This is a genomic window from Pedobacter sp. GW822-FHT03F06 (assembly GCF_058801365.1).
In genome coordinates this window covers 110,042-127,814 of record NZ_JBXANE010000008.1, presented here as the reverse complement: position 1 = coordinate 127,814, position 17,773 = coordinate 110,042, and the positions used below count along the sequence as shown (strand labels likewise).

Below are 17,773 nucleotides of genomic sequence, written 5' to 3'. Positions count from 1 at the left end.
TGCAATGGTTCTTTGGTAACTGTTTCCTGCTCTCCATTAAATTACGTTAATGTGATGCTAAATTAAGGGTAGTAGAGCGAAATACCATCGCCATCAGGTTTATTTTTCAGTTGCTGTTGGTTTGGCATGATAGCAAGTGGCTTATAAGTTTACGCTCTTGCGAGGTTTCCATAAATAGTAGCACAAACCCAGGTTAATAAACGGGATAGCGGCGGCAGCTCCCGATTTTTCATCGGGACTACAGCGTATAGCCCGACTAGCTTTAGTACGAGTATTGCAATTGCTTTCCAAAATCTACTTGTTTGTTATTGTGTGTAATTTCCGTGTAGTCGGATGTTACCATCTGACACGGCAAAAAAATAAAATAACTGGAGTTGCTACTTAGTTTTACCTGAACAGTTAGGATACATCCCACTTCACTAAATAACCTGTTGCGTTAAATCCTGGAGCTGTTTCGCATTATGTAATGCCCCAACTCCCCAGGTATTGTTAAAGTATACAAAAACTTCATTAACATTATCTTTAATCTGATTTTTGAAGCCCTTAATCGTATTTATATCATATTCTGATTTATACAATACAGGCTTCCCGTGGAAACGGTAATACACAGTTTCTGCATTCTGAATTGCATCAGCAGGTAGGGCAGAAGGGTAGCTTTGGCCGCTGAATATGATGTTGTTTTGAGCGAGGTTTTTATAAATTTCTTCATTAAACCAACTGATGTGGCGAAACTCTACCACATTTTTAAAATCAGGCCTTAAATTTTCGATCAACAGGTTTAGCCGTTCTGCACTATAATCGAACTTTGGTGGAAACTGAAACAGTACACATCCCAATTTCTCTTTTAGTCCGATTTGAATGGCCTCGTAAAAATCGTTTATGAGTTGTTCACATTCATTGAACTGTTTATAATGTGTAATTAACCGTGGCGCTTTAATTGTAAATAAAAAATCACCCGGACTTTCATTATACCACTTATCGAACGATTTTTGAGTTGGCATTTTATAAAAAGTAGAATTGATCTCTATTGTATTAAAATGTTCGCAATAATATTTAAACCAATCTTTTTGTGCCAAACCTTTTGGGTAAAAAATCTCTTTCCATTCACGATAATAGAAGCCTGAGCAACCAATTCTCCATTTCATGTATAGAAAACAGCCTATAAATGAAAAGGTTTATTATCCGTTATATATGCCGCTAAAAATAATTAATGAGCTACCAATATAACCGGATAACTTTAAATAGAAGTTATTTCTCTTGGTTACAAAACCTATTATTAACGTAATTAACAAGTAGAAAATTGAAAGTGTTAAAAATCCGGCAAACGGTGAATGATTGTTTTTTAATTGCGATGCGTTTTTTGTCGAAGCAAAGAAAACCTCAATCAGGACCGGAGAAATCCAACCAATTAAATACAATGCAAATATTACCGATGCTATTGGGTACTTTCTGAAAGCGGTAGCGAGTTCGTTCATGTTCTGAAATTAATACCGGTTTTATGGATATGTAACCCAAAAAAGTAAGCAATTTATGTTCAGATATCTGTGGTGTCATATGTTACCATCTGATATGGCAAAAATGGATTAACCCAAGTTTACTGGAATGGTTCTTATAGTTAGATGGTAACATCTGACTTCACTAAATACCCCTGGCGTCATATGTTACCATCTGGTACGGCGAAAAATGGATTATCCAAGTTTACTGGAATGGTTTTTATAGTCAAATGGTAATATCTGACTTCACTAAATACCCGTGGTGTCAGATGTTACCATCTGACACGGGAAAGATCAATTATCCAAATTTACTGGAATAGTATACAGTCAGATCGTAACATCTGACTTCATAAAATCGGATCAGCATGAAAATTTGCATTAAAACAAAAAAACCGATGCTTGCGACATCGGTTTTTCAATTTATATTTAATTAATTACTCGAAGTATTCTTTCATTCTTTCGAAGAAACTCTTATCATTTTTACCCGGTTGAGGCTTAAAGTTTGGCGATTCACGTAATTTCTCTAAAGCATTACGTTCGTCGCTACTTAAAGCTTTTGGAGTCCAGATGTTGATGTGGATAATCTCATCACCTCTATGGTAAGAATTCACTTCTGGTAAACCTTTACCTTTTAAGCGTAATAATTTTCCGCTTTGTGTACCCGGATCGATTTTGATTTTTGCTTTACCATCAATTGTTGGCACTTCAATGCTCATTCCTAAAGCAGCATCAACGAAGCTTAAATGTAAATCGTAAACGATATTGTTGCCTTCGCGTTTTAAGGTTTCGTGTGGCGTTTCTTCAATTAAGATAATTAAATCGCCTGGGATACCGCCATTAGGTGCAGCATTTCCTTTTCCACTCATGCTTAACTGCATACCTTCACTTACACCAGCAGGAATATTGATGGTAATGGTTTCTTCGCCACGTACAACACCGTCTCCATGACAAACTGTACATTTTGAGGTAATTTGCTGACCGCTACCGTTACAGGTAGGGCAGGTAGATGCTGTTTGCATCTGACCTAAAATAGTATTGGTTACTCTACGCACCTGGCCGCTACCGCCGCAGGTACCACAGGTACTTACCGATGATTTATCTTTAGCACCAGAACCATCGCAGGTTTTACAAACAATTAGTTTATTAACCTTGATTTTCTTTTCTGCACCATGTGCAATTTCCTCTAGTGTTAATTTAACTTTGATACGTAGGTTAGAGCCTTTGGCTACACGACGACCGCCGCGTTGCTGGCCGCCACCACCACCAAAAAAGCTTTCGAAAGGATTGTGACCACCAAATACATCGCCGAAATTGCTGAAAATATCGTCCATGTTCATGCCGCCACCGCCATAACCGCCGCCACTTGCGCCGCCAACACCCGCATGACCGTATTGGTCATAACGTTGTTTTTTATCGGGACTGCTTAAAACTTCGTAAGCTTCGGCAGCTTCCTTAAATTTATCTTCAGCAGCTTTATCTCCCGGATTTTTATCCGGATGATATTTAATTGCCATCTTGCGATAAGCTTTCTTTATCTCATCAGCGGCTGCGCCCCTAGTTACGCCTAATACGTCGTAATAATCTCTTTTACTCATCTTCTTTATAAAATGATTAAATGATTGAGTGAAGGAATGAGGGAATGTTAATTCAATCATTCAAAATTCAATCATTCAATAATTATTTCTTACGCTCCAACTACAACTTTAGCAAAGCGGATTACATTATCATTTAAGGTATAACCTTTTTCAACTTCATCAATCACTTTCCCTTTAAGATCATCGCTAGGAGCAGGGATATTGGTAATTGCTTCGTGGAAATCGGTATTGAAAGGTTGACTGATGCTTTCTACATCTTTCAATCCTTTCTGTGCTAAAGTGTTTTTTAGCTTTGTGCTTACCAATAAAATACCCTCTTTAACCGGGGCAACATCAGCAGCAGTTTCCATTGCTTTTAATGCACGGTCGAAATCATCTAAAACAGGTAAAAGTGAAACAATTACATCTTTACCAGCGGTTTGCAATAATTCTACGCGTTCTTTTTGTGTACGACGTTTATAATTGTCGAATTCAGCGTATAAACGTAAATATTTGTCGTTAAGCTGTTGAACTTCCGCTTGCAATTTTTCTTCTGCAGATAATTCGGGCGCCTGCTCAGTTTCAGCAATAGGAGCATCAGTATTCTCTACATTCTCAGCAGTATTTTCTGATGTATTTTCAGGATTCATTATATTTTCTTCTTTATCGTTATTTTTCTTCTTATTAAACATAATACTGGGCTGAATTTTTTTGTGTTGATCTCAACTATTTTGCCATAAACTGAAATCAGCCAAGCTGTCAGATTTATTTGTATTTATCTGAACAGATTGGCTGATTAGCTGACGGATGTCAGAATTTTTTATACAATTTGCGCATCTTCGTGCACAACTCCATTCTCGCATTTAATAATGCGCGAAGGGAAAGTACGGATGATATGGTAATCGTGTGTAGCCATTAAAACCGCAGTTCCGGCCTGGCTAATTTGTTTTAAAAGGGTTACAATTTCTTCTGATGTTTCCGGATCCAAATTCCCTGTAGGCTCATCGGCAAGAATAATTTCCGGATCATTTAACAAAGCTCTTGCAATAACAATACGTTGCTGCTCGCCACCAGAAATTTCGTGTGGCATTTTTTTGATTTTAGAACGTAAACCAACTTTGTCTAAAACATCTTTAATGCGTTCGTTAATTAGTTTTTCGTCTTTCCAACCTGTTGCCTTAAGCACAAATTCAAGATTTTTTTCAATGGTTCTATCGGTAAGCAATTGAAAATCCTGGAAAACTACACCTAATTTACGGCGTAAAAAAGGCACCTGACTTTCTTTCAGGTTTTTAAGGTCGAAACCAGCAATATTACCTTCGCCATTACCAATATGTAAGTCGCCATATAATATTTTAAGCAAACTGCTCTTACCCGAACCTGTTTGGCCGATCAGGAAGACAAATTCGTCCTTTTCGATGTGTAAATTTACGTTTGAGAGGACTAGATGTTTCTGTTGAAAAACATCAACATTGCTTAAATGAATTACTGAGTTGCCTGCCATATTATATTTCTAATTTTGCAATCTGCCCGAAAGGCAAATCTTTAACCATTTCCATAATGTATTCTTGCTTGTCGCCAAGTCCGAGTTTTTCCAGCGATTTATCAGGTCTGTCAACCCTAAAATAAGCTAAAAGTGTAAACTTGTCATCTCTTAACTGTACGTAATCTGGAATTTTGGCTATGCCTTTAACTTTAACGATATACATTGTGTCCAAAAGTAGCTATTTAAGCTGAAAGACCAAAGGAGAAAGCTGAAACACTAATTCTAGAAATTCAATTTAGGTTGTTTAAGAACTCAACGGTATTTACATTATCTGCATAATCCCAAAGTTTAGGGTGCTGGCTTTGGCCAAAACCGAAAGTGTTTAAACTTAAAGGCGATTTGCTAATCACACATTGAATGTTTTCTGATTGGTTTTTCAGTTTATCTTCAAGCGCTTGCAGCTGCTCGTATTCTTCATAAAAGAGAACAGCCAAAGGGGATGTCAGGCTTTCATCTTCTTTTAATAATAAGAAGCCATTGTCGAAGTGTTTAGCCGCATTAACCAGATAGATAGATTTATTGTAATCGTAATTATTATTGTATTTAAAGTGGTTAATAATAGGTTGAAAACTTTCTATACCCTCGTAAAAATTAGCAATGTCATATCCTTTTGGAAAATAGATTTTAGAAACATTTCTACAGCCTAAGCCAAAGTAATCAAAAATATCGTTACCAAGATTTTGAATGTCCTCGAAACTTTCCGAACCATCTAAAACTGCAACACTGTTCCTGTTTTTTCTGATAATGTTGGGCACTTTACTGAAATAATAATCGAAATAGCGGGATGAATTGTTGCTTCCGGTTGCAATTACAGCATCAAAATCCTTTAAGCGCTCTACATAATCTATTTTATCCTGAAAAGCAGGTTCTATTTTGACGAGTTCGGCAATTACGGCTTTTATTAATTTATCATCAGCCGAAGAAAGTTTGATTAAAGCAATATTACCTGTGGCCAATACACTTAAAACATCATGTAAACCCACCAGTGGAATATTCCCTGCCAGGATTAAACCAATCTTTTTAGGGGAGGTACTAAACTTAACTGATTTGAACCAAATGGCCAAATCAGCCTCATTTAACATTTCAGCAAAAGATAAAATCGATTTTTTTATGTTTTCTGCAGTAAACCATGCATTAGTACTTTCGGCACTATAAAATGCATTTCCTAGTATGTCAGTAGGGTTTGTAAGCAATTTACCCAGTTTGTTGAACGCGATTATTACTTTTTCTTGAGTTAATGCTGACATATTTAGAATTATTATTAAGTGATTATATCTTATATTTGCAGCGCAAAGGTAAACTAAGCAAAAGAATTAGACGAAAACATGGCGATTAAAATAACAGATGAGTGTATAAATTGTGGGGCTTGCGAACCAGAATGTCCTAATAACGCAATTTACGATGCCGGTACTGCATGGCGTTTTTCTGATGGTACAAATTTAAATGGTATCATTGATTTTGGTAATCAACAAATTGAAGCTGATGCAGCTCAGGAAGCAGTTTCGGATGAAGTTTATTACATTGTATCCGATAAGTGTACAGAGTGTAAAGGTTTTCATGATGAACCTCAATGTGCGGCAGTTTGCCCGGTAGATTGTTGCGTAGATGATGAAGATATCCGCGAAACAGAAGAAGAATTATTAGCTAAGAAAGCTTGGTTACATCAGGAAGGATAAGCTTTATAAAATATTTAGATATTAAAGGCGCCATTTGGTGCCTTTTTTAGTTTATAGAAAGTTTATAATTTTTTTTATTCTTTCTTCAACAGTAAAATCACCTCTAATCTGTAAAACTTCTTTGTTTAAATCTTTAATCCAATCCTCATGTACTTTTAACGACCTGCCTGAGAAGCCGGATTTAATCGGATCAATATCATAATTAGTTGCCCATTCGATAAAATCCTGATACTTTTTTATTCTTTCAGGATCCTGATAAATTACAAAACCATAACGTTCAAATTCTCTTTTTTTTAATCTGTTCAACCTCACTTCTGGTGGAAGCCAAAGAAATACAATCAGATCGAATTCTGGAAAAATACCATCGCCCCAGCTCACACTTGAGCCGCCAAAAACCCAATGATCACTTCCTGCTAAAGCCATTTTTATAAGGTCATTTCTTTCCTTAGGATTTCGTTTTGTTGTAAATGGAGGATCTGTATGTATCCAGAAGTATTCATCACTGTCAAAATAGGTGAGGTTTAATTTTTTTTGCCAGGGCTTTGCCCAGCGTAGTTACGCCAGAACCAGAAGCTCCAAATATGTGAATTTTCATTTGTTTGAACTGATTTTAGCTCAAACATCGCATTTATTAGGGATAATCAAAACCGGACAAGCAGATTTTCTCGCCACGTGTTCGGCAACGCTTCCCATTAAAAAATGGTACAAGCCCGTACGTCCATAAGTGCCAATAACAATTAAATCTGATCCCCACTCGTCTGATTGTTGGATAATACCATGCGCTGCGGTATCAACAACACTTAAATAAGTGGTTTTTGCACCTTTGCTATATTTCGTCTCCATTTCTTTGAGCAAAATGTGGCTGTTTTCTTCACTGTTATCATAGGTTTCTAAAAATACCGGTGCCAAAGTTAAATCGGGGTTTACATTAGCAGGGATAGGTTCGATAATGTTAACCAGTGCTACTTCTGCTCCAAATTTTTCAGCCATGTCGTAACCGGCTTTTGCCGCTTTTTCCGAGCAGGTACTATTATCAACGGCGATTAATATTTTTTTAAAATTCATGGCGAGCATATTTAAAAGGTGATCATCATAAAAATAACAAATTTGTGTGCAAAATGTTAGGCAATGGATGTATTTTATTAGTTTTACAATAGTTACACGAGCATATTTAAATGGAAAATCAATACGGTATTTGTAGGGTTGCTGTAGCGCCCTTAAGAGCTGATGCATCAGATAAAGCAGAAATTGTTTCGCAACTTTTATTCGGCGATCATGTAGAAATTATTCAGAAGGAGGAACGCTGGTGGCTCATTCAAAATGGCTATGATGGTTACCAAGGCTGGATGGATTTCAGGCAATTGGCCCCCATTACCCAAGGCCAGTTTGCAGCAATGCACGATTGTAAATTGCTTGCTCCATTAAGTTTTAATAATGTGCTAACAGCAGCTGATGGAAGTTCATATCATTTAAGTCCGGCAAGTAACCTTCCTTTTTTAAAAGATGGTTTTTGTTATGCTGGCGAGGAAAAATTTAAACTGAATTTCGAAGCATACGACAATAGTGCTGTAGATTTTACCGATAAAGTTACCGAAACGGCAAAATTTTTTCAAAATATCCCGTACCTATGGGGTGGAAGGAATTTGTTTGGCTTAGATTGCTCTGGTTTTGTACAAACTGTATTTAAAATGTTAGGCATTAAGTTAAACCGCGATGCCTCACAGCAGGCAGAGCAAGGTGAACTGGTTGGCTTTCTGGCTGAATGTAAGGCTGGTGACGTTGCTTTTTTTGATAACGATGAAGGCAGAATTACCCATGTAGGCATTATGTTAAGTCCTAACGAAATTATCCACTCCTCAGCCAAGGTAAAAATCGATCCGATTGATGACCAGGGCATTTTTAATAAAGAATTAGGAAAATATTCGCACAAATTGAGAATTATCAAACGTTTTGTGGAATAGTAGCCGAAATGTATCCTATATAAAAGATACATTTTTTATGCCATCTAAATTTAAAATTCAAATCTCAAATCCCTGTCATGAAGAGTGGGCGGGAATGCAAGCTGATTCAAACGGGAAATTTTGCAGTTCCTGCCAGAAATCTGTAATAGACTTTACGAGCTTTACTGATACTGAACTGAAACGTTGGTTTAACCAAAATAAAGGAGGTAGCTGTGGAAGATTTAAGCCTGAGCAGCTTGATCGTTTAATCAGTGTGAAAGAGAATTATAGACTCAATAGATTTAAACAAAACCTGATTGCTGCATCTTTGCTGGCTTTTTTGAGCTTTCCAAAATTGGTTAATGCAAATATTTCCTCATCATATCCTACATTTCAGACAGATAATAAGAAATCTCTAAAAGATGGTGTTTTAAAAGAAAACACTGAAGATGATTTTGTTACCATACGAGGTAAAGTTATTGATAAAGGTGATAAATTACCGCTAATTGCCGTGACTATCAGGGTTAAAAATTCAAAGATTGGAACAACTACTGATCGAAATGGAGAATTTGAATTAAAGTTGGACAGAAAACAGTTTAAGGATAAAATAATTCTGGATATCAGGTATATTGGATTTGAAAGTAAAGAGCTAAAAGTAAATCTCGGTAAAAATGATGTTATTTTTGTTAAAATGAAGATGGATCAATCTATTTTAGGTGGATTTGCTATTACTAATTACCCAACTACTAAATGGATAGGTTAAATCTGTCCCATCTCCCAAACCATTACCTGCCGGTCATCTCCTGTAGAAATGAGGTATTTGCCATCATGGCTCCATATGATCTTGTTGATGGAATGAGTATGCCCGATACCTGCTTTCTCTAAGCTTAAAATTTTGTATAATTTGAAGTTCTCTGCATCCCAGAGTTTGATGCTTTTATCCTGGCTGCTCGTAGCGAAATAAGGCAGGGTAGGGTGAAAGGCAATATCGTAAACAGTAAACATATGTGCCGGAATGGTTTCCCTAAGCTCATAATTGGGCAGATTCCATATTTTTAACTGTGCATCCCTACTGCCCGAGATTAAGTATTTACCAGTTGGATGATATGCCAAAGAAGTAACAGGTAATGAATGCCCCTCCAGCGATTGTTTCAAGCTATAATCAGCAAGGTTATAAATCCTGATCAGGTGATCCTTACAACCAAAGGCCACTTCACTTTCGTTAGGTGCAATTGCAATAGCCCTAACCGTATCGTAAGCCACCTGAAAACGGTAAATCTCTGTAAAGTCTACTAACGACCAAACCGCAACCGTTCCATCTTCACCAGTGGTTAGAAGTTCATTTTTATCCTGCACGGTTTGTATGTTGAAAATGGGTTTGGTATGTGCATTGATCCTTGCAATTACTTTCTGATCATTAAAATCATAAACGCTAAATGCACCACTTCGTTCACCGATAAATAGTTGTTGATTGTAATAGTGTAAACAATATACCGAACTCTGTACCGGCATTTTAACCTTTACAAAAGCCATGGTATTTAACGACCACTCTACAACACCCTTATCGTTTCCTGCACTAAAAAATATACCATCCTCATCCGAATTGGCTAAAGCATATACAGGGTTTTGGTGTCCGGGAAGGGTTTGCAGGTGTTTGAGCATGGTGCGGAGGTTGGAAGGTTGAGGGTTGGAAGGAGGGAAGGTGTAAAGCTGATCTATATCTTCGAGTCTTGTAGCCCATTCCTTTATGTGAATTTTTAAGTGAATTGGTCTTTACTATTTAATTTTTGCTTATGGAAAGTTTGAGCTTTGATCGTTTGTTATTAAACGAGGTATTGCTAAATTACTGAAAAACTTCAATTAGAAAGCCACCAATGTGTACTCTAAATAAATATAATATCAAAATTATTACTCCAGTTAATAGATAAGATTTTGCCCTTCGAAAGTTCAATTTCTTAAAATTTATTAATATGAAAATCACGCAGAGTAGAATAGTAAATACTAATGCTCCCCATTCTCCGATAAACATATTTAATGGTAAACTTGCAAGTCTATCAGATTCTGCACTTTCTCCTAAAGCCATCCAGAATATAATGGGAATAATTAATGCGTAAAATAAAGTACAAATAAAAAAAGCTCCAATAAAGATCACTAAAAAATGCCAGATCAATATTTTTGACTTTATGATCGCATTAATCTTATCCATCATTTTTTCATTATTTGTATCTTTTATTTGAGATTAAGGTGGGGGCTTTAGCATTTAAGACCTTACACCTTCAACCTTCCCGCCTTCTACCTTTATTGATGTCTTTTCTCTAAATTCTTAGCAATATCCTGAATAGATAGTCCTTTTTCTTTCAATAAAAATAAAAGATGGAAAACAAGATCTGACGCTTCTCCAATGAGTTCTTCTTCCGATTCAGCAAGGGCGGCGATTACGGTTTCTACACCTTCTTCACCAACTTTTTGGGCAATCTTATTTAGCCCTTTGCTACGCATTTTGTTGATGTAAGAACCCTCAACCGGGTTTTCATATCGATCATTAATGATGTTTTCGAGTTCGAAAATGAAGTTCTGGTTGTAATCTGTTTTAAAACAGCTGCGGCTACCCGTATGGCAGGTTGGACCAACAGCGTCGGCTTTAATCAGGATAGTATCATTATCACAGTCTACAAAAAGTTCTTTCACATAAAGAAAATTGTTGCTGGTTTCACCTTTAGTCCAAAGGCGGTTTTTAGCGCGCGAAAAGAAAGTTACCTTGCCTTCAGCTTGCGTTTTCTCCAGTGCTTCAGCATTCATATAGCCTAGCATCAAAACCTCTAAAGTTTTGTAATCCTGAATAATTACAGGAAGTAAGCCAGCTGTTTTATCCCAATCAAGGGTTGATATATCGATATTCATTTTTATGATGTTTCCGTCATTGCGAGGCACGAAGCAATCTTACTACTTTTGCAGGTTTTGAACCCATAGCATTAGGATTGCTTCGTGCCTCGCAATGACGAGTTAACTATTATATTCTAACAGGAATATTGTTTCTTTTCAATTCTTGTTTTAAATCAGGGATCAGGATTTCGCCGTAATGAAATACCGAAGCAGCAAGTGCCGCATCAACATTGGCTTTTTGAAAAACCTCGGTAAAATGCGCCATATTACCTGCTCCGCCTGATGCTATAATCGGGATATTGATCATTTGGTTTACTTTACTGAGCAACCCACAATCAAAACCTGCTTTGGTGCCATCGTGGTCCATCGAAGTTAACAAAATTTCTCCTGCGCCTAAATCTTCAGCCTGTTTAATCCAGTTTTCGGTTTCCAGTTCGGTAATTAGCCTTCCTCCATTTAGGTGGACCATATTTTTACCGTTTACATATTTGGTGTCGACTGCCAAAACCACAAACTGCACACCAAAGGTTTTAGCCAGATCTTCTATTAATTTAGGATTCCGAACTGCTGCCGAATTGATGCTGATTTTATCTGCCCCTGCATTTAATAATGCTTCGGCATCCGCAATTTCGGTTATTCCGCCACCAATGGTAAAAGGAATATTTAATTGCCTGGCAACCGATTTAACCATTTCAATCATCGTTTTCCGACGCTCGTGTGTGGCCGTAATATCCAGAAAAACCAATTCATCGGCACCCTGTTGTGCGTATTGTGCGGCCAGTTCAACAGGGTCACCTGCATCGCGTAAATCAACAAAGTTTACACCTTTTACCGTACGGCCGTCTTTAACGTCTAAACAAGGGATTATTCTTTTACTAAGCCCCCCGCCCCCTAAAGGGGGAGATGCAAGCTGATTAGCCTGTATGGTTTCTTTTATTTTTTCCAAAACTGAGTCTAAATTATTGTAAAGTTCAGTATTTTTAAATCTAATTATCTTTATTCCAAATTGTTCGATAATCCTTTGTCTTTCAATATCATTATTGATAACTTCTGGTAGATCATGAATGCTCCCATCTAATTCAATAATTAATTTTACCTCATGACAGTAAAAGTCAGCGATAAAACATGAAATGGGATGTTGTCTTCTAAATTTTACTCCTAATTGTTTATTACTGATAACTTGCCATAGCAAATTTTCTGCTTCAGTAACACTATTTCTTAGGCGTTTAGCATTTTCAAAAATTATATTTGATGCACCATAAAACATATTAGGTTCATTGACTTGTAAAAAATCAAAATCATCCTCATTTATTTTATAGGTCATCTTTATTGACTATGCTATTAACTCCCCCTTTAGGGGGCTGGGGGGTTAGATACTTGACAAGGCTTTTAAGTTCCACTCTTTAATTTCTTCGATGGTAATGCGGTCTTCGTAAATTGCTTTTCCAACCACTACACTTCTAATTGGGTACTTGGCCAGGTCGTAGATATCCTGCATCGAACTTACACCACCTGATGCGATCAGTTTAATCATAGGCGAATGTTCAAGCAGTTTTTCGTATAAATCTATCGCTGCACCGCCTAATTTTCCATCTTTGCTGATATCGGTGCATAAGAAACGGAAAAAACCCAGTGAAAGACATTTGTCAACGTAATCCATTAGTTTAATCGGCGAACTTTCCATCCAGCCCGAATATTTAATTACCTCATCCAAAACATCGATTGCAATGACGATGCGGTTGGCGTAATCGTCTTTTTTAGCAAAAGCTTCGCTTAATTGAGGTAGGAAATCAGGGTTGGTAATGGCCTGTGTACCTACAATTACGCGGTGTATCCCGGCATCAAGCAAATTGGTCACTTGCTCAATGGTTCTGATACCACCACCGTACTGCACCTTCATTTCGGTTTTTTTAATAATCTCGAAAAGTGCTTTTTGATTGCTAAAATCGCCTTTGGCTCCGTTTAAATCAATAATATGGATGAAATCTGTACCATTTGAGCGGTATTTTTCTATCATTTCGGGGATCGAAACATCATATTCTGTTTTTTGGTTGTAATCGCCTTCACGAAGACGGACAACTTTTCCATCCAAAATATCAATAGCAGGTATTATGTACATTTTATAAGCTTAAGTTTGAAAAATTTTTTAATACTAGTTCGCCGGCTTTTCCCGATTTCTCAGGGTGGAACTGAACGCCGTAAAAATTGTCTTTTTGTACCGCTGCCGAAAACTTTAAACCATAATCAGCAGATGCGATGTCAAAAGTAGGGTTATATTCAATAAAGTACGAATGCACGAAGTAAAATTGTGTATTATCTTCAACACCTTCAAATAGTGAATTGTTTTTCGGACTCACCGCATTCCAACCCATGTGTGGTATTTTGATATTCAGTGACTTATCGAATTTTTTGGTTTTAACCGGAACGATATTTAATAGCGCTGCATCGCCCTCTTCCGAATGTTCGGTAATGAGCTGCATGCCCACACATATACCAAGAACGGGTTTTGTTAGTTTTTTAATGGCTTCAACCAAGCCTGTTCCTTTCAGTTTTTCCATGGCTGCCCCCGCATGGCCAACACCAGGGATGATGATGTGGCTATATTTTTCGAGGTCGTTTTCGGTGTTTACCATGCCGTAAGCCACATTTAAGCGATCTAAAGCTGCGGTAAGGGAGAAGATGTTGCCTGCTCCGTAATTTACTATTCCAACCCCTAAATCCCCTGAAGGAGACTTTGAATTTTTATCGTTCATACAATTTGCATTATATTTTTGTTCCTGTTTTGAAAATGAATGTCAGCTTTTCAAAGGTGCTGTAGTCCCGCTATCGCTTATAGTCCTCTCCCGATGAAGAATCGGGATGCGGGCTATTCCGCTCTATCGGGTTTATTAACAGCGGATGGGCGTCAAAACCCTCCGCCTTAAACCTTTTAGCCTTCCATCTTTCTTACAATAGCCCCTTAGTACTTGGCAAAACCATTTTCTCGGCATCGCGTTTGATTGCCATTTTAATCGCTTTCGCAAATGCTTTAAAAATAGCTTCAATCTTATGGTGCTCGTTATCGCCTTCTGCTTTTACGTTTAAATTGCATTTTGCAGCATCACTGAACGATTTAAAGAAATGATAAAACATTTCTGTAGGCATATCGCCAACTTTCTCGCGTTTAAATTCAGCATCCCAAACAATCCAGTTTCTTCCTCCAAAATCAATGGCTACCTGTGCCAGGCAATCGTCCATTGGTAAGCAAAAACCATACCTTTCAATGCCTAGTTTATTGCCTAATCCTTTTGCAAAGGCTTCTCCAAGCGCAATGCCAGTATCTTCTATGGTGTGGTGCTCATCAATATTTAAATCACCTTTAGCAATTACCTCTAAATCTACACTTCCATGTCTGGCAATCTGATCAAGCATATGATCGAAGAAATTTAAACCGGTTTCGATTTTGGCTTTTCCTGTTCCGTCCAGATCAAGGGTAATAGTAATATCGGTTTCGTTGGTTTTGCGTTCGTGGTGAATTTTTCTGCTTCCTGCTTTAAGCAGGTTGTAGATGTCTTCCCATTTCTTGGTTTCCAGAATAATCACATCCAACAACGTTTCATGTTTATCTAATGCTTCAGTAGAACCCAATGCATCATTCTGACGAAGAAAAATTGCCTTAGCACCCAGATTTTTGGCCAAAACCACATCATTTAAGCGATCGCCGATCACGAAAGAATTTTTCAGATCGTAATCTTCACTAAAATATTTGGTTAATAAAGCAGTACCAGGCTTACGGGTAGGCGCGTTGTCTTTCGCAAAAGTTCTATCAATCACAATTTCACTAAAATGAACGCCTTCACCTTCAAAAGTATCGAGCATGAAATTGTGGATCGGCCAGAAATTTTCTTCAGGATTCGAAAGTGTTCCCAATCCATCCTGGTTGGTTACCATCACCAGTTCGTAATCCAGTTCGGCTGCAATTTTCGATAAATAATATAATGAGCGCGGATAGAATTTAAGCTTCGCAAAGCTATCTACCTGTTCATCGTCAGGCTCGATATTTAACGTTCCATCGCGGTCTATAAACAATATTTTTTTCATTGGAATATAATTTGTTTTTAACGGTAATGAAGCTATCATGAACATATTTTCACAAATTTCTATTTGATTTTTGTGTTTAAGGGCTCGCAGGCTCGGTTCATTGCTGTTTGCGAGCGGTATACTCATGATGGTTTCATCTTAAAAATTTTCTAGAACAGTTAATAGTTTGTCGTTTTCTTCTTTTGTACCTACTGTAATCCTTAAACATCCTTCGCACAAAGTTACTTTAGAACGGTCGCGTACAATGATACCCTGATCGACCAAAGTATCGTAAATTTTCAAAGCATCGGTAACTTCCGTCAGGATAAAATTAGCATCAGAAGGATATACTTTTTTAACAATATTTAGTGCAATTAAAGCCTTACTTAAACGGTCTCTTTCTGCAACAGATTCTTTAATCCAATCGTTAACCTGAGCGATGTTTTTTAGCGCTTCAAAAGCTAAATCCTGCGTAGCCTGATTGATGTTATAGGGTGGCTTAATTTTGTTCAAAACATCGATCACTTTTGTTGAAGAAAATGCCATGCCTAAACGTAAAGCGGCAAGCCCCCAGGCTTTCGAAAAAGTTTGCAAAACCACCAGGTTTCCGTACTCGGTTAACTCCTGAATGAAGGTCTTCTGACGGGCGTAATTAATGTACGCTTCATCCACCACAACGATGCCATTAAAGTTGGCTAAAATGGTTTCAATATCTTCGCGGTTTATCGAATTTCCGGTCGGATTATTTGGCGAACAAATGAAGATTAATTTCGTGTTTTTATCAATCGTTTCTGCGATCTTTTCCATATCCAATTGGAAGTTCGGAAGCAGGCTAACTTTGCGTATTTCTACATCGTTTATATTGGCCGAAACTTCGTACATTCCGTAAGTTGGTGGTAGCACAATTACGTTGTCTTTTCCAGGATTACAAAAAGCGCGGAACAATAAATCTATCGCTTCATCGCTACCGTTTCCTAAAAAAGTGTTCTCAATGGGTACACCTTTTATTTTGCTGATTGCATCTTTCAAATCCAGTTGCAATGGATCAGGGTAACGGTTGTAATTTGCCGGTAATGGCGAGCCATAACTGTTCTCGTTTGCATCTAAAAATACTGATGCCTGACCTTTAAATTCGTCCCTTGCGGTAGAGTAGGGGCGAAGGTTTTTTATATTTTCTCTTACTAAATCGTTAATGTCCATTTTAATATTTTTATTCGTCACCCTGAATTTAATTCAGGGTCTTTTTAATTATATAGATGCTGAAATAAATTCAGCATGACGGCCTCATTATATAGGTTTACCTTAATTTAATTCTTCAATCTAATACTCACTGCATTCTTATGCGCTTCGAGGCCCTCAGCTTCTGCAAGTATTTCAACTGTGGTGCCAATGTTGTTTAATCCATCAGCCGATAGATGCTGAAAAGTGATTTTTTTCAGAAAAGCATCAGTTGATACGCCCGAATAAGCTTTTGCGAAGCCACTGGTTGGTAATGTATGGTTGGTTCCAGAGGCATAATCGCCAACACTTTCCGGTGTAAAGTTGCCTAAAAATACCGATCCAGCGTTGATAATCGATGGAATAAGGCTTTGGAAATGTTCAGTAGCCAAAATTAAATGCTCTGGCGCATATTCATTTGAAAATTGCATCGCCTCATCTAAATTTTCAGCTAAGACAGCATAAGAATTGGCTATTGCTTTTGCTGCTATCTCTTTTCGTGGCAGTATAGTAAGGTGATTTTCAATCTCTTTTAACGTATCAGCAATGATCTGATTAGAAGTAGCCACTAAAATAGCCTGACTATCAGTTCCATGTTCAGCCTGCGCAAGTAGATCTGCAGCAATAAATGACGGATTGGCAGTCTCATCAGCGATGACCAATACCTCTGATGGTCCGGCGGGCATATCGATAGCCACTTTATTTTGAACCATGGTTTTTGCTGTGGTTACATAACGGTTGCCTGGGCCGAAGATCTTATATACCTGTGGTACACTTTCCGTTCCGAAAGCCATTGCTGCAACAGCCTGTGCACCCCCAATCAAGAATACTTTTTCAATACCCAGCAGCACTGCACAGTAGGCCAGATAACAATTGGTTTTACCATCACTTTGCGGAGGAGAACATACCACAATTTCTTTACAGCCTGCGATGATTGCCGGAGTAGCCAGCATTAAAAAAGTGCTCGGTAAAACGGCAGTTCCACCTGGAATATAAAGGCCAACTTTTTCAATTGCCCTCGATTCGCGCCAGCACAGAACGCCTGGCATTGTTTCGATTTTATCTTCAGTTTTTAACTGCGACTGGTGAAAAGTTTTGATGTTTTGGTAAGCCGTATCGATCGCTTTTTTTGCTTCAGCCGGAATGGTAGATGCAATTGCTTTCAATTCTTCCGCATCTAAAAATAGCTTCTCGAGATCAACTTTGTCAAATGCTTTTGCAAAGTTAAAAAGTGCCTGGTCGCCATCTTTTTTTACCGTGCTGATGATGTCGGTTACCCGTTCTTCAACCAGTTTATCGTCTTCAATTTGCCTCGAACAAAGTTCTTCAATTTTTGATTTAGATAAATCTGTATAATTGTAGATTTTCAATGTTTTATAATTTA

Annotated in this window: 19 protein-coding genes; 3 read left to right on the top strand and 16 right to left on the bottom strand. The window is 37.7% G+C overall.

The window, feature by feature from the left end; genetic code table 11:
• Positions 1-419: 419 nt before the first annotated feature.
• From AC1RJ8_RS15295 to AC1RJ8_RS15270, 6 genes are all read right to left on the bottom strand, one after another.
• A complete protein-coding gene (locus AC1RJ8_RS15295) occupies positions 420-1,145 on the bottom strand; it encodes a DUF72 domain-containing protein (protein ID WP_492954655.1) in 726 nt (241 codons plus the stop codon).
• 782 nt (positions 1,146-1,927) lie between these two features.
• On the bottom strand, positions 1,928-3,088 hold the full coding sequence (gene dnaJ / locus AC1RJ8_RS15290; protein ID WP_029278682.1) for a molecular chaperone DnaJ: 1,161 nt from the start codon (positions 3,086-3,088) through the stop codon (positions 1,928-1,930).
• An 89-nt stretch (positions 3,089-3,177) separates the two neighbouring features.
• A complete protein-coding gene (locus AC1RJ8_RS15285) occupies positions 3,178-3,759 on the bottom strand; it encodes a nucleotide exchange factor GrpE (RefSeq protein WP_029278681.1) in 582 nt (193 codons plus the stop codon).
• A 128-nt stretch (positions 3,760-3,887) separates the two neighbouring features.
• Positions 3,888-4,571, bottom strand: coding sequence for a cell division ATP-binding protein FtsE (locus tag AC1RJ8_RS15280; RefSeq protein ID WP_029278680.1), 684 nt, complete (start codon positions 4,569-4,571; stop codon positions 3,888-3,890).
• A 1-nt stretch (position 4,572) separates the two neighbouring features.
• Positions 4,573-4,776 carry a hypothetical protein gene (locus AC1RJ8_RS15275; RefSeq protein WP_057932355.1) on the bottom strand — a complete coding sequence of 68 codons (204 nt, stop codon included), beginning with the start codon at positions 4,774-4,776 and terminating at the stop codon, positions 4,573-4,575.
• Between the two features lie 67 nt (positions 4,777-4,843).
• A complete protein-coding gene (locus AC1RJ8_RS15270) occupies positions 4,844-5,860 on the bottom strand; it encodes an acyl-CoA reductase (RefSeq protein WP_492954656.1) in 1,017 nt (338 codons plus the stop codon).
• Positions 5,861-5,938: 78 nt separating this feature from the next.
• Between AC1RJ8_RS15270 and AC1RJ8_RS15265 the strand changes: the two genes are divergently transcribed.
• Positions 5,939-6,289: a 4Fe-4S dicluster domain-containing protein gene (locus tag AC1RJ8_RS15265; protein ID WP_025143125.1), complete on the top strand. Its 351-nt coding sequence runs from the start codon at positions 5,939-5,941 to the stop codon at positions 6,287-6,289.
• Positions 6,290-6,340: 51 nt separating this feature from the next.
• Here AC1RJ8_RS15265 and AC1RJ8_RS15260 read toward each other — a convergent pair whose 3' ends face one another.
• Positions 6,341-6,712, bottom strand: coding sequence for a P-loop NTPase family protein (locus AC1RJ8_RS15260; RefSeq protein ID WP_492954657.1), 372 nt, complete (start codon positions 6,710-6,712; stop codon positions 6,341-6,343).
• 192 nt (positions 6,713-6,904) lie between these two features.
• The gene (locus AC1RJ8_RS15255) at positions 6,905-7,354 is read right to left on the bottom strand and encodes a universal stress protein (protein ID WP_057932517.1); all 450 of its coding nucleotides are present in this window, start codon (positions 7,352-7,354) and stop codon (positions 6,905-6,907) included.
• A gap of 110 nt (positions 7,355-7,464) precedes the next feature.
• Between AC1RJ8_RS15255 and AC1RJ8_RS15250 the strand changes: the two genes are divergently transcribed.
• Together AC1RJ8_RS15250 and AC1RJ8_RS15245 are read left to right on the top strand one after the other, a co-directional pair.
• Complete coding sequence (locus tag AC1RJ8_RS15250) at positions 7,465-8,250, top strand: C40 family peptidase (RefSeq protein ID WP_492954658.1); 786 nt, start codon at positions 7,465-7,467, stop codon at positions 8,248-8,250.
• Positions 8,251-8,287: 37 nt separating this feature from the next.
• Positions 8,288-8,992, top strand: a complete 705-nt coding sequence (locus AC1RJ8_RS15245) for a carboxypeptidase-like regulatory domain-containing protein (RefSeq protein WP_492954659.1) — start codon at positions 8,288-8,290, stop codon at positions 8,990-8,992.
• Here AC1RJ8_RS15245 and AC1RJ8_RS15240 read toward each other — a convergent pair.
• The 8 genes from AC1RJ8_RS15240 to hisD form a co-directional block, all read right to left on the bottom strand.
• On the bottom strand, positions 8,989-9,891 hold the full coding sequence (locus AC1RJ8_RS15240; protein WP_492954660.1) for a WD40 repeat domain-containing protein: 903 nt from the start codon (positions 9,889-9,891) through the stop codon (positions 8,989-8,991). The two genes, AC1RJ8_RS15245 and AC1RJ8_RS15240, sit on opposite strands and share 4 nt — an antisense overlap.
• 636 nt (positions 9,892-10,527) lie before the next feature.
• The gene (gene hisIE / locus AC1RJ8_RS15235; protein WP_492954661.1) at positions 10,528-11,130 is read right to left on the bottom strand and encodes a bifunctional phosphoribosyl-AMP cyclohydrolase/phosphoribosyl-ATP diphosphatase HisIE; all 603 of its coding nucleotides are present in this window, start codon (positions 11,128-11,130) and stop codon (positions 10,528-10,530) included.
• A 109-nt stretch (positions 11,131-11,239) separates the two neighbouring features.
• Entirely contained in the window at positions 11,240-12,379 is a 1,140-nt protein-coding gene (gene hisF / locus AC1RJ8_RS15230) for an imidazole glycerol phosphate synthase subunit HisF (protein ID WP_493008057.1), read from the bottom strand.
• Between the two features lie 102 nt (positions 12,380-12,481).
• A complete protein-coding gene (gene hisA, locus AC1RJ8_RS15225; RefSeq protein WP_029278668.1) occupies positions 12,482-13,231 on the bottom strand; it encodes a 1-(5-phosphoribosyl)-5-[(5-phosphoribosylamino)methylideneamino]imidazole-4-carboxamide isomerase in 750 nt (249 codons plus the stop codon).
• Between the two features lies 1 nt (position 13,232).
• Complete coding sequence (gene hisH, locus AC1RJ8_RS15220; RefSeq protein WP_230143677.1) at positions 13,233-13,865, bottom strand: imidazole glycerol phosphate synthase subunit HisH; 633 nt, start codon at positions 13,863-13,865, stop codon at positions 13,233-13,235.
• Positions 13,866-14,058: 193 nt separating this feature from the next.
• The gene (gene hisB / locus AC1RJ8_RS15215) at positions 14,059-15,192 is read right to left on the bottom strand and encodes a bifunctional histidinol-phosphatase/imidazoleglycerol-phosphate dehydratase HisB (protein WP_492954663.1); all 1,134 of its coding nucleotides are present in this window, start codon (positions 15,190-15,192) and stop codon (positions 14,059-14,061) included.
• 138 nt (positions 15,193-15,330) lie between these two features.
• Entirely contained in the window at positions 15,331-16,371 is a 1,041-nt protein-coding gene (gene hisC / locus AC1RJ8_RS15210; RefSeq protein WP_492954664.1) for a histidinol-phosphate transaminase, read from the bottom strand.
• 107 nt (positions 16,372-16,478) lie between these two features.
• Positions 16,479-17,759, bottom strand: a complete 1,281-nt coding sequence (gene hisD / locus AC1RJ8_RS15205; protein WP_492954665.1) for a histidinol dehydrogenase — start codon at positions 17,757-17,759, stop codon at positions 16,479-16,481.
• Positions 17,760-17,773: the final 14 nt, after the last annotated feature.